Source organism: Priestia sp. FSL W8-0524 (assembly GCF_038005965.1).
In the GTDB taxonomy this organism is placed as follows: Bacteria; Bacillota; Bacilli; order Bacillales; family Bacillaceae_H; genus Priestia; species Priestia zanthoxyli.
The window spans coordinates 1,573,324-1,586,505 of the sequence record NZ_JBBOUG010000001.1 but is presented as its reverse complement, the minus strand read 5'-3'; the positions used below and the strand labels follow the sequence as shown (position 1 = coordinate 1,586,505).

Below are 13,182 nucleotides of genomic sequence, written 5' to 3'. Positions count from 1 at the left end.
TTACCCGACCCTCCCTACTGAATTTTCTGTATGTCGAATTTCATCCACAGGGATATAATAGTCCGAGTTGTATTGAAAAGAACGAGCTAGTAAACAAGCTCCTACTCCTGTCAAACCGAATATCGCCACCCATACCCAGTGGAACGTTAAGCCAAAACCAGCAATGAACCAGAAAATCGACATGATAAATGGAATACCTGAATTCTTAGGCATATGAATTGGAGAAAAAGCCGCTGTTTCCTTCGCTTTTTTCTTTTTTCTTTCTTCTTTTATCGTCCACCACGCATCTTGCCCGGTTACTGTTGGAATCACTGCAAAATTGTAGTGCGGCGGAGGTGAAGGAATGGACCATTCTAATGTGCGGCCATTCCAAGGATCTCCTGTTACATCTCGTTCTCCGTACTTAATGCCATGAAGAATCTGCCATGCTTGAAAGATAAACCCTATGCCCATAAAGAAGGCTCCCACTGTAGAGATAACGTTCAGCGGTCCCCATCCCATGTCAAAATCGTACGTATAAATACGGCGCGTCATTCCCATAAACCCTAGTGCATATTGAGGCATGAAGCATACATAAAAGCCAATATTCCACGTCCAAAATGCCCATTTGCCAAGACGGTCATTTAACTTAAAGCCAAACATTTTTGGCCACCAATAGTACAAACCTGCAAAGAAGCCGAATACAACGCCTCCGATTAACACTTGGTGAAAGTGTGCAACTAAAAAGTAGCTATTATGATACTGATAGTCTGCGGGAGCTGCTGAAAGCATAACACCCGTTGCTCCTCCCACAACAAAGCACGGGATAAAAGCAATTGTCCATAGCATCGGCTGGGTCATTTGAATACGGCCGCGGAACATTGTAAATAACCAGTTGAACACTTTAACACCCGTTGGAATTCCGATAGCCATCGTCGTAATAGCAAAAAACACATTTACATTAGCACCTGCACCCATCGTAAAGAAATGATGCACCCATGTGAAATACGATAGAACGCTAATAATCATCATTGAAAAAACCATAGATTTATAGCCAAATATCTTCTTTTGAGAAAACGTTGCAACGATTTCAGAAAAAATGCCAAATGCAGGAAGTACAACGATATACACTTCAGGATGTCCCCACATCCAAATTAAGTTAATGTACATCATCGGATTTCCACCGCCGGTCATGGTAAACAAGTGTCCGTCAAAGAAGCGGTCAATAAACAATAAAGCAAGCGTTACGGTTAATACAGGAAACGCGAAAATGATAATAATACAGCTTGCTAGAACAGACCACGTGAATAGCGGCATATGCATAAGTTTCATGCCAGGCGCACGCATTTTTAAAATGGTCATAATAAAATTAATTCCAGAAGCCAAGCTGCCAATACCTGATATTTGAATGCCCCAAATATAAAAATCTTGACCTGGTCCAGGACTGAACTGCATGCCAGAAAGCGGCGGATAACTCAACCACCCTGCATCTGGCGATCCTCCGATTACAAACGACAAATTGAAAAGCATGGCGCCAAAGAAAAATAGCCAAAAGCTTACCGCGTTTAAAAAAGGATAGGCGACATCTCTTGCTCCAATTTGAAGCGGCACAACGATATTAAAGAAAGCAAACATAAGCGGCATTGCCATAAATAGAATCATAATGGTTCCGTGCGTAGTGAAAATTTCATTGTAATGATTAGAATCTAGAAAATGCCACTGGGGAAATGCTAGCTGCATACGCATCAATAATGCATCTACTCCGCCTCGAAACAGCATTAACAATGAAGAAAGCATATACATGATTCCAATTTTTTTATGATCCACCGTTGTGAGCCACTCACGCCATAGCCACTTCCATTTTTTAAGATACGTAAGAACAAAAATAATACCGGCTAGTGTTAACAAAATGGCGACATCTGCTCCATAAATCATCGGTTCTCCAGTCACAAAAAAATGAGATGAAAAATCTTTTAATTTGTCTAACAACTTAGTTTCCCCCTTCCTGGTGCTCATGCTGTGTATGTGCTTGTTCTTCAGAATCCACATTCATAGTCTTCATGTCTTCATTTTTCATATGGTGATGCTGACTATAATATTGACCACCGTTTTTAATAACAATTTCTTGAAACAAACCTTTAGGAATGGTAGAGTACGATTTTTCCAAGGAAAGACCTTGTTTGGCAAGATTGTTATAATCAGCTTTTGTTAAAGCTGGTGATGTTTCTTTCACTTGCTTTACCCACTGATTAAATTCTTTTGTCGATGTAGATTTAACTTTAAAGTTCATATGAGCGAACCCTTCACCCGTAAAATTAGCACCCGAACCAAAATATTCTCCCTTGTGATTAGCTTGTAGCCAAAGCCCCATGGCCATTCCCGGCATGGTATATAATTGTCCTCCCAACTCCGGTACCCAAAAGGAATTCATAGGTGCATCTGACGTTAGCACGAATTGAACGGGCACATTCTTTGGAATGTTGACATAGTTCACTGTCGCAATATCTTGATCCGGATATTGAAATAACCATTTCCAGTCAAGGGATGTTACTTCAATTGTTAGCGGGTTTACATCTTTTTTCGGCGGATCTACTAATTCATAAGTCGTTTTGGCCGTAGCGAAACCTAAAATGCCGATAATAATAATGGGGATGCCCCACCAAATAAATTCAAGACGCTTGCTATCGTCCCAATCTGGTCGATACGGAGCCTTGTTTCCAGGCTTATCACGGTAGCGTAAAACGATATACACAAGCAGACCTAAAACAGGAATAACGACAATTGCGCATAAAATTATGGAAAAAATAATTAACTGGTATTCTTTTTGAGCTACCGCCCCCTGTGGATTTAAAATCAAATAACGACTATCACAGCCTGCTAAAAAAATTGTGATGAATACGGAGAGAATGATTAACTTGCCAATATGCATTGATTTTTGCTTTCTCACCTCAGCTCAGGCTCCCTTCCTTTAAATCTCTGTACATAATAATGGTATATAAACGTTCATATTAGAGATGCATCTCAACAGATTAAAAGGCTAAAAACCTCCTAACATATTGAAGTTTGTCATGACATATTGCTTACTCCTAAAAAATTATCATGTTGTATGTTTAAAAGGTGTGATATTTCTCACACTTGAAGCAATTTTTATTTAGTTTAAATGGCTTTACCATAATTTCGTCACATATTTGGTTAAATGTGGTGTGAAATATCTTTCTCCTAGCGCGTAGATTCTGATAAAAGTAAAAAAGCTCTTCCAGTTCTTATTAACTGGAAGAGCTTTTTGGGAGTAATGAAGTATGGAGCTTTATTTCTTACTAGTTTGTTTGCTTTACTTGCTGAAACATCCAATCAATCATTTTCTGATTCCGATACGTTGGAACCCATGAAGCATGGTCATACTTTAATTCTTTAGGATATTCCGTATATAGCGGATGCCCCCCAGATTTTTTGTAAATTCATTGCACCGTTATTTATATTTACGATAAAACACTCCTCATAAAAAAACTATATTTCTATTTTTAAAGAGGCTTATCACTATAGCAATATCCTTTAAAAAAGCTATCCACTTTCTTCATAAAGGTTACATATTAAAAACACCTAAAGATAGTTTAGGTGTTTTTGAAAGTTTTATATTCATCTTTCCTCTAAGCAAAAGCTTAATGGTTATATGGCCTTCTTACTCTTTGAAGCCTCTTGTTTTTTTCTCCACATATTTTCCATTTGTTCAAGAGTTCTACCTTTTGTTTCAGGAATAAATTTCCAAACAAATAAAGCAGAAAGTACACTCATTAAACCGTAGAAACCATATGTTAATCCTCCGCTATATTCCATCATCACAGGATACGTAGAGGAAATAAAATAGTTAGCTGCCCATTGAGCAGCTACGGCAATGGCTACAGCACGACCTCTAATTTTATTAGGAAAAATCTCTGAAATGAGCACCCAACAAATTGGTCCCCATGACATCATAAAGGAAGCTGTATAAATAATGATAAATACAAGCGTCCCTATACCAATGATGTTTGAAAAAGCCATGCTTGCTACACCGAACATTCCAATGGCCATTCCGATAGACCCTGTTATTAATAAAGGTTTTCTTCCCAAACGATCAACCGTCAAAATTGCAATTACTGTAAAAATAACGTTTACTAATCCCATAATAATGGTTTGCAGCATAGAAGAACCTTTAGCTGCTCCCATGCTTTCAAAAATACGCGGAGCATAATATAGAGCTACATTTATTCCTACAAACTGTTGAAATACAGAAAGCAATATACCTACAACGATAACTAATTTTCCGTACGCCAATAATTTTTCAGATGAAACATTGGTAGAAATTGTTTGTTTAATATCTTCTAAAATTGATTTCGCTTCTGAAGATCCATTAATTTTGGTTAGTATGGCTAAAGCTTTTTGGTCTTGATTCTGTATAGCTAAGTAGCGAGGCGTTTCAGGAACTAAAAACAAGAGTGCTGCAAAGAGTAAAGCTGGAATAGCTCCTGAAGCAAACATATATCTCCAACCTACATCATTAATCCATTCTAAGGTTTCCCCATTTGCAATACCCCAATTCACGAAGTAAACGACTAACATTCCAAAAATAATCATAAATTGATTGAACGATACCAATCTGCCGCGAATATCTGCCGGTGCAATTTCCCCTATATAGATGGGACAAATGGCTGATGCTAAGCCAACACCAATCCCACCTATAATGCGGTAGAAGTTAAAAGCTAGTAACAAAGAGAGTGTCGGTTCCCCTTTTGTGAAAAATAAAAACTCAGGATAAGAAGCGCCTAACGCTGAGACTATAAAAAGAATAGCTGCTAGTATAAGTGATTGTTTGCGTCCTAGTTTCGTCGCAAAATAACCAGATACCAACCCTCCAATAATACATCCTATTAAAGCACTTGATACAGTAACACCGTGTGCTAAAGATCCCAACCCTAAGCTGTCAATAAGATACACCTTTAATGATTCTTCAGCTCCAGATATTACAGCTGTATCATATCCAAACAGTAACCCTCCGATAGCGGCAACTAAGGTAATAGAAAAAATATATAATGAGTTTCGATTTTGTTTCATGCGTTGTTAAAAGCAGTTAGTTAAGAGTAACAGTAGAAGTTCTATTTCTAACTGAGTTCGTACTTATTTGAATGCGTTTTCAAATTCTTGGAACACAAAAGAAATTTTCGTCGTCTATTGGACTAACTGCTCTTATCCTCCCCTCTAACGTACGTATTTTTCTATCGAATCAAATCTTACTACAGCATTTTCCATACTTCCTTTTGTGTCAGGTATATCGATATACAACCATAATCAAATAATACAAGCTACTTTCATATGAGGCTCCTTTTTAAAGTAAGGTTGTATATTTTGTAATCTATTACTTCCCTTTAAATTCATCTAGCTTTTTACTTAGGTCGTATGTTTGAAGATATACTTCTTTATATAATTCATAAAGCTGTTTATAGACTTGTACATGTTCTGCGTTAGGATAATATGTTTTTGAAGACGTAATAAATACGTTTGCACACTCTTCCAATGAGTTGTACCAGCCACAGCCATAAGCTGCTAGCATGGCTGCTCCTAACGCTGGGCCTTGTTCAGTAGATAACTTTACGATTTTTGCATTAAAAACGTCTGCTTGAATTTGAAGCCAGTGATCGTTTTTTGCTCCCCCGCCGATTGATACAATAGACGTAATTTCCTTTCCGTTTTCTCGGAAAATTTCAATTGATTCATTTAATGAAAACGTAATCCCTTCAATAACTGCCCGCGTAAAGTCTCTCTTTTTATGAGAGGCATCCATCCCTATAAAACTTCCGCGAATCGTAGCATCTGCATGCGGTGTACGTTCCCCGACTAAGTAAGGGGTAAATAAAAGGCCTTTTGAGCCGATTGGGACATTTTTTAGGTCGGCCAACAATTCTTCAAACGTATCGTTTTCTGCGAAGTTTTCCTTAAACCAGCTTAAACTGTGACCAGCGGATAATGTAACGCCCATTGTATAAAAGGCATTTTCTTTTCCATGATTAAAATAGTGGACTTTTCCACCAAAGTCTCTATCGCTTCGTTCCTCATAAGAAAGAACAACCCCAGATGTCCCAATGCTACATAGTGTTTCCCCTGATGATAAAATGCCGGCGCCGATTGCTCCGCAAGCATTATCAGCCCCGCCTGCAAATACTTTCGTTGAAGTTGCTAATCCCGTTTTTTGAGAGAACTCCTCATTAATATTGCCTATGCATTCATTAGATTCAACTAGTGGCGGACAAAGGTTAATATTAACTCCTACTGATTGACAAAGCTCTTCATCCCATTTTTTCTTGCTGATATTTAATAATAATGTACCGGCAGCATCTGAATATTCACTATGAATCAAGCCGGTCATCTTAAAACGCAAATAGTCTTTGGGCAGCATAAATACAGCTGTTTTTTCAAATATCTCCGGTTCATACTCTTTTACCCACAATAACTTAGGAAGAGTAAATCCTTCTAAAGCCTGGTTTTTTGTTATTTCTAAAAGACGTTTTTCTCCAATCACTTTATAGAGATGATGACATTGTTCTGTTGTTCTTGTGTCATTCCACAAAATGGCGTTACGTAATAGGTTATAGTTTTTATCCAGCAGCACAAGGCCATGCATCTGTCCAGAATAACTAATTCCTTCTATATTTTCGGGTTTTATATTAGCATTAGCAATTAATTCATTTAAAGCACTAACCGTCTGCTGAACCCATTCTTCTGGATTCTGTTCGCTATACCCTGTTTTTTCATGAAGGAGAGGATAATTTTTAGAAACCACAGCGCAAATCTCGCCTTTTGTATCAACTAAAACCGTTTTTACGGCGCTTGTTCCTAGATCAATTCCAATTACATATTTCATCTTCATACCTCCGCGTTTATAAACGAGAGTAGAAATTGTTTCTACTCTCGTTTGTTCTTTAAACTTCCAAAATATATTGATTTAAAATAGCCTTTAATCGTTCCTGTCTTCCTGATTTATTCATAATATTCGGATTTTTAAACGCGTATTGCTCCAATGTATGGAAGTTAGCTTTTCCTTCTACAATCTCAAGCCCAATTCCTTCTTTAAAGCTGCCGTAGCGCTCGTTGATAACATTTTCGAAAACACGATCTTCTACTAATTTATGTGCTACTTTCAATCCTCGAGCAAACGCATCCATTCCTGCTACATGAGCATAGAGTAAATCGTCTTGTTCAAAAGAACCTCTGCGTACTTTAGCATCAAAGTTTAATCCTCCGCTGCCCAGCCCTCCATTTTGCAGGATTTCATACATTGCTAGCGTTGTAGAATATAAATCCGTTGGGAATTCATCTGTATCCCAGCCTAAAAGAGGGTCACCTTGGTTTGCATCCACTGATCCTAATAAGCCTTGTACTCTAGCTACTCGTAATTCGTGTTCAAATGTATGCCCAGCTAACGTTGCGTGGTTAGCTTCTAGATTAAGTTTGAAGTATTTATCTAATCCGTATTGTCTTAAAAATGAAATAGTTGTTGCTGCATCGGTATCATACTGATGTGCCGTAGGCTCTTTAGGTTTAGGTTCAATTAAAAACTGCCCCGTGTATCCAATTTCGGTTGCGTAATCTACAGCCATATGCATAAATCTGGCTAAGTTATCTAACTCTAACTGTAAATTTGTGTTAAGCAGTGTTTCATATCCCTCACGGCCGCCCCAGAATACATAATTTTCTGCGCCTAGTTCTTTTGCTGTTTCAAGCCCCTTTTTTACTTGAGCCGCCGCATAAGCAAATACATCTGCATTACAAGAAGTAGCTGCACCATGAACGAACCGGGGATTTGTAAACATATTCGCTGTGTTCCATAATAACTTTACGTTACTTGTTTGCATGTATTCTTTGATCATAGTGACGATAACATCAAGATTTTTATTTGTTTCTTGCAACGTACTGCCCTCAGGAGCAATGTCTCGATCATGAAATGCGAAGAATGGAACATTTAATGTTTCAAAAAGTTGAAAAGCTGCCTCAACTCTCGCTTTTGCTAAATCCATTCCATCATATCTATCCCAAGATCTTTGCATAGTAGCTGCGCCAAAAGGATCCGTACCATCTGCTGTAAACGTGTGCCAGTAAGCAACAGAAAAACGCAGCTGATCTTTCATCGTTTTACCGCCTACTACTTCTTCAGGGTTATAGTATTTAAAAGCTAAAGGATTTTTAGAATCTTTACCTTCATATAAAACTTTGTTTGCGCTTTCAAAAAAATTAATTTTATTAGTACTAGTTTGGACCATTTGTCATTTCCCCCTTTGATTTAAGTGAACAAGTTTATCCATCAACTATCTTATTTGAGTTAGTTTGTTTATCCAATAAACTAACTTTATCTCATCATATACAAAATAAATGTTTATTTCAATGTTTTTTTTAGAAAATTTAGTTATAATATTAGATATGATACTTTTAAATATCTAATTCAACCTTCAAAAAACACCAACTTAGTTCGATAGATAAACAAAGGAGTGGTTATTATTCAAATTGCAGATCAAGCTTTAGTAAAAAAAATGAATCAAAAATTAATATTAGATGAAATTTTAAAGAACTCCCCTGTCTCCAGGGCAACTCTCTCTGAGATTACAGGATTAAACAAGTCAACTGTCTCCTCCCAAGTAAATACCCTGCTTGAAAAAGATTTTATTTTTGAAATTGGGGCAGGGCAATCTAGAGGCGGCAGAAGACCTGTAATGCTTGTTTTTAATAAGAATGCAGGCTACTCGATTGGTATTGATATAGGAGTCGACTATCTTAACGGAATTCTAACCGACTTAGAAGGAAATATTATTCTCGAGAAGACTTCTGACTTGTCTAGTTCTTCCGCTAGTGAAGTAAAAGAGATTTTATTTGCACTTATTCATGGTTTTGTAACCTATATGCCTGAGTCCCCTTATGGTCTAGTCGGAATAGGAATTTGTGTTCCAGGTCTTGTAGATCGTCATCAGCAAATTATTTTCATGCCTAACTTAAATTGGAATATCAAAGATTTGCAGTTTTTAGTTGAGAGTGAGTTTAATGTTCCAGTTTTTGTTGAAAATGAAGCTAATGCAGGAGCATACGGTGAAAAAGTATTTGGTATGACAAAAAACTATGAAAACATCGTTTACATCAGTATTAATGTCGGAATTGGAACTGGACTTGTTATTAACAACGAATTGTATAAAGGTGTTCAGGGTTTTTCTGGGGAAATGGGTCATATGACGATAGATTTTAATGGACCCAAATGTAGCTGTGGAAATCGAGGCTGTTGGGAATTATATGCTTCTGAAAAAGCGTTACTGGCTTCGCTCTCTAAAGAAGAAAAGAATATTTCTCGAAAAGAGATTGTGGAACGCGCAAATAAAAATGATGTAGAAATGTTAAATGCACTTCAAAACTTTGGCTTTTATATCGGAATTGGATTAACCAATATTCTTAATACATTTGATGTAGAAGCTGTTATCTTGAGAAATCATATAATTGAATCTCATCCCATTGTTTTAAATACGATTAAAAACGAAGTTTCTTCTAGAGTCCATTCTCATTTAGAGAATAAATGTGAACTATTGCCTTCTTCGTTAGGAAAAAATGCACCTGCTTTAGGAGCGGTTTCTATCGTTATTAATTCTTTTTTAAGTGTTACCCCTATAAGTTAGTTAAGCGAACGCAAAGGTTAGCAAACTATATCACGTTTGATCTTAAGAATGAAGGAGCTACTTTCGATTAATTGATTTTCTATAAAAGGGAAGAATTACCCTCTTCTATTAAGAGTGTTATGTCTGTCTCCACCCTCACCTTTTCATCCCATGCAGCCAGTCACCTATCATAACGGCAACTGGCTGTTTATATGTTATTAGCAACCTGCTCTTTTCTAAACTACGGAGAGTCTGGCTTTTTGGGTTAGTTTACCTGTTTTTCAAATTATGAATCATGTCTTGTCAGAGTAGTTATGACTTCCTTATATTCCTCTAGCTCTTTGGTCTGTATGAGAGTATTGATTTTCTCTAGCGATAAAAGAGAACTCTGAATGATAAATGTGCGAGGCTCCGTATCATTTTGCAGTAATTCATCCGATATAAACGTAACAAATTCTAGACTTCTCTTTCTTTCCTCTTCATTTGTTAGTTTATTTTCAATCACCCGTTTTAACTTCGCAGTTACACGCGTCAGATCTGTCGAAAAATGACTTTCTGTTTTCTTATTAAATACCGCAGAGTAAACGGAAGGGTTAAATAACTGTTCTTTTTGTTCTGCTACTTCGATTATGATTTCCTCTGTACGCTTCATGCAATAACGGACAATTTGTTCAATAGGTAATGGATAGTCCAGCGCTTTGTTCATTTTAAACATATTGTTAAGCATTCCTTCTAGCAGCACAGCTCCATCAAATAAATAAGGAGAAGTCTTAGACGGAAAAATCTGCTGAAAACGTTCATATATCCAGTTGAATGTTGCAGCTTTTAATTCCTCTATATAATGAAATGTTTTAACTTCATTTAAAACGAGTGTACTTTCAATCATTTCAGGAATTTTGTTTTGCTCTGCAAAGTTCAACATAAAGATCATCTGTTCTTGAAATCCCTTCTGATTATCCTCTCTATATTCAATGGCTACTTTTTCTCTTTGTAGAATAAGCGATTCTTGCAGAGACGAAAGTAATGAGATAAGCAGTTCGCTTTTAGATGAGAAATATTTATAAAATGTTCCTTTTGAAATCCCGCTTCTTTCTAATATATCTTGTACCGAAGTGTCTACGTATCCTTTTTCCATAAAAAGCTGGTGCGTATGCCCTAAAATATCGAGCTGTTTTTGATTCATTGCTGTTACTCCTCTGTTTACAATTTACTTTTTATTTAGTATAACTTATCTGCCTTTTCCTACGTGAATTTTATCCTTTTTCCTTGATAACCAAGTAAAAATAATTATATACTATTAGTACATTTTTATACATAGAGTATAAAAATGTACTAATAGTATAGGTTAATTCGACAAAGTAATTATTTATCTAGCAAGTGACAACTACTGAGCGCTATGTAGCTAGTAAATTCCACATCTATACCTATCCTGAAGGAGGAATAAGATCATATGAACAAAGAAGTCATTCCCGTGACAGAAATTCCAAAATTTCAATCACGTGCAGAAGAGTTTTTCCCTATCCAATGGTATAAAGAAATGTTAAACAATTCCCCCGTTTATTTTCATGAAGAAACAAACACATGGAATGTATTCCAATACGAACATGTTAAACAAGTCTTGAGCAACTACGAATTTTTTTCAAGCGATGGACAAAGAACCACTATTTTTGTTGGAGATAATAGCAAGAAAAAAAGCACATCTCCAATCACCAACCTTACAAACTTAGATCCTCCTGACCACCGGAAAGCGCGATCTTTGCTTGCTGCCGCCTTTACTCCTCGCAGTTTAAAGAACTGGGAGCCGCGAATCAAACAAATTGCAGCAGACCTTGTAGAAGAGATACAAAAGAATTCAACTATTAATATTGTTGAAGATTTGTCTTCTCCTTTTCCTAGTTTAGTTATAGCAGATTTATTCGGCGTACCGGTAAAAGACCGATATCAGTTCAAAAAGTGGGTAGATATTCTTTTTCAGCCTTATGACCAGGAAAGATTAAAAGAGATTGAACAAGAAAAGCAACGTGCAGGAGCTGAATATTTTCAATATCTCTACCCGATTGTCGTTGAAAAGCGCTCCAACCTTTCTGATGATATTATTTCAGACTTAATTCAAGCGGAAGTTGATGGGGAAACATTCACAGATGAAGAAATTGTGCACGCTACCATGCTGCTTCTAGGTGCAGGCGTTGAAACCACAAGTCACGCCATTGCAAATATGTTTTATTCTTTCTTATATGACGACAAGTCGTTATACAGCGAGCTGAGAAGCAATAGAGAATTAGCTCCAAAAGCAGTAGAAGAAATGCTTCGATATCGGTTTCATATCTCCAGACGAGATCGCACGGTTAAACAAGATAACGAGCTATTAGGCGTTAAACTAAAAAAAGGAGATGTCGTTATTGCGTGGATGAGTGCGTGTAATATGGATGAAAATATGTTTGAAAACCCTTTTTCTGTAGACATTCATCGTCCAACTAATAAAAAGCACTTAACATTCGGAAACGGACCTCATTTTTGTTTGGGCGCCCCTCTTGCCCGACTTGAAATGACAATTATCTTAGAAGCATTTTTAGAGGCCTTTTCTCATATCGAACCATTTGAAGGTTTTGAATTAGAACCGCATTTAACAGCTTCAGCTACAGGTCAATCTTTAACATACTTGCCCATGACGGTGTACAAATAAAGGTTATGTACGTAATAAAGCAGAGAAACGTGAAAGAGATTTACCTTCTCCGTCACGCTTCTCTTTTTGTTATTCCGTTATTTATTGGCCTTTTAGTATCTTTGCTAAGTATTTATGTACTACACTTGAAGGCCTTCAATACCATTTACAATTGGCAGTAAGCGAAACTTAAATGCCGATGAGCTCGTTAACGAACTATCAGCTATTGCCTTCTTTGCCTTATTACATCTTCTATAAAATACTGATATAAATAATTAATAAAAGCAGTCGCAATCGAGATGAGAAAAAGTTGAAAGCGCGTCATGTTTACCATTTTATATACCTTCAGTTTTTCTGCCAGACTGGTCAAAGGATAAGCAAATAGATAGTCAAACAGGACGTTAATTAACAAATATTTTTTGAAATTCCCATAGGTCAGTTTGAATACCCAAAAATTAGCTATAAAAAACGGTCCAAATATAAAAGAAACGTCGCTTGAAAGTTTAGGGAAAAGAGGTTTCCTCACTTTCCACCATGTAAAGCTTTTAGACAACTCACTGATAAAAGCAATAACTAATGAACTAAATGTTAAAACAGGTAGGTATCTTTTAAAGACAAATTTATCAACTTTTACTATAGACAGCCAAGGCAATAAAAGTACTGCCCAAAGCGTTAACTTTCCTTTCATTATGTACCCAACTCCTGCCGTTACGAAAATGTAAGCTAAATCATATTCTCTTTAGTTTGTGTAATAGGCTCTTTTTTATGTGTTTATTACACTGCGTTAGTTCTTTTATTCACCTTTTATTACAAGATTTTTTGCTTTCAGGAAATTATTGATTCTCATATTCTGCATGTGCATGGAGAAAATACGGAGGTGAA

The 13,182-nt window shown here is 36.6% G+C and carries 9 protein-coding genes; 2 read left to right on the top strand and 7 right to left on the bottom strand.

Features of this window, described 5'->3' with window-relative positions:
* The 5 genes from qoxB to xylA form a co-directional block, all read right to left on the bottom strand.
* Window positions 1–1,968: a cytochrome aa3 quinol oxidase subunit I gene (gene qoxB / locus NST66_RS07925; RefSeq protein ID WP_165635849.1), complete on the bottom strand. Its 1,968-nt coding sequence runs from the start codon at window positions 1,966–1,968 to the stop codon at window positions 1–3.
* Between the two features lies 1 nt (window position 1,969).
* Window positions 1,970–2,908, bottom strand: coding sequence for a ubiquinol oxidase subunit II (locus NST66_RS07920; RefSeq protein WP_412762437.1), 939 nt, complete (start codon window positions 2,906–2,908; stop codon window positions 1,970–1,972).
* Window positions 2,909–3,645: 737 nt separating this feature from the next.
* Window positions 3,646–5,067 carry a D-xylose transporter XylE gene (gene xylE, locus NST66_RS07915; RefSeq protein WP_340843254.1) on the bottom strand — a complete coding sequence of 474 codons (1,422 nt, stop codon included), beginning with the start codon at window positions 5,065–5,067 and terminating at the stop codon, window positions 3,646–3,648.
* A gap of 301 nt (window positions 5,068–5,368) precedes the next feature.
* Window positions 5,369–6,871: a xylulokinase gene (gene xylB, locus NST66_RS07910; protein WP_340843253.1), complete on the bottom strand. Its 1,503-nt coding sequence runs from the start codon at window positions 6,869–6,871 to the stop codon at window positions 5,369–5,371.
* Between the two features lie 58 nt (window positions 6,872–6,929).
* Complete coding sequence (gene xylA, locus NST66_RS07905) at window positions 6,930–8,267, bottom strand: xylose isomerase (protein WP_071275398.1); 1,338 nt, start codon at window positions 8,265–8,267, stop codon at window positions 6,930–6,932.
* A 234-nt stretch (window positions 8,268–8,501) separates the two neighbouring features.
* Here xylA and xylR point away from each other — a divergent pair, with 234 nt between their 5' ends.
* Complete coding sequence (gene xylR / locus NST66_RS07900; RefSeq protein WP_340843763.1) at window positions 8,502–9,659, top strand: transcriptional repressor XylR; 1,158 nt, start codon at window positions 8,502–8,504, stop codon at window positions 9,657–9,659.
* 265 nt (window positions 9,660–9,924) lie between these two features.
* On the opposite strand, the gene NST66_RS07895 is transcribed toward xylR, so the two are convergent.
* Entirely contained in the window at window positions 9,925–10,821 is an 897-nt protein-coding gene (locus NST66_RS07895) for a TetR/AcrR family transcriptional regulator (protein ID WP_340843252.1), read from the bottom strand.
* Window positions 10,822–11,088: 267 nt separating this feature from the next.
* Here NST66_RS07895 and NST66_RS07890 point away from each other — a divergent pair, with 267 nt between their 5' ends.
* Window positions 11,089–12,321: a cytochrome P450 gene (locus NST66_RS07890; RefSeq protein ID WP_221814857.1), complete on the top strand. Its 1,233-nt coding sequence runs from the start codon at window positions 11,089–11,091 to the stop codon at window positions 12,319–12,321.
* A 202-nt stretch (window positions 12,322–12,523) separates the two neighbouring features.
* Here the strand turns inward: NST66_RS07890 and NST66_RS07885 are convergent, their stop codons facing one another.
* Window positions 12,524–12,988 carry a hypothetical protein gene (locus NST66_RS07885; protein WP_088048962.1) on the bottom strand — a complete coding sequence of 155 codons (465 nt, stop codon included), beginning with the start codon at window positions 12,986–12,988 and terminating at the stop codon, window positions 12,524–12,526.
* Between the last annotated feature and the right edge of the window lie 194 nt (window positions 12,989–13,182).

Coding starts and splice junctions, on each gene's coding strand:
- NST66_RS07920 (WP_412762437.1), bottom strand. CDS start 2,908: ATGCATATTGGCAAGTTAATCATTCTCTCCGTATTCATCACAATTTTT.
- NST66_RS07895 (WP_340843252.1), bottom strand. CDS start 10,821: ATGAATCAAAAACAGCTCGATATTTTAGGGCATACGCACCAGCTTTTT.
- xylB (WP_340843253.1), bottom strand. CDS start 6,871: ATGAAATATGTAATTGGAATTGATCTAGGAACAAGCGCCGTAAAAACG.
- xylE (WP_340843254.1), bottom strand. CDS start 5,067: ATGAAACAAAATCGAAACTCATTATATATTTTTTCTATTACCTTAGTT.
- xylA (WP_071275398.1), bottom strand. CDS start 8,267: ATGGTCCAAACTAGTACTAATAAAATTAATTTTTTTGAAAGCGCAAAC.
- NST66_RS07885 (WP_088048962.1), bottom strand. CDS start 12,988: ATGAAAGGAAAGTTAACGCTTTGGGCAGTACTTTTATTGCCTTGGCTG.
- NST66_RS07890 (WP_221814857.1), top strand. CDS start 11,089: ATGAACAAAGAAGTCATTCCCGTGACAGAAATTCCAAAATTTCAATCA.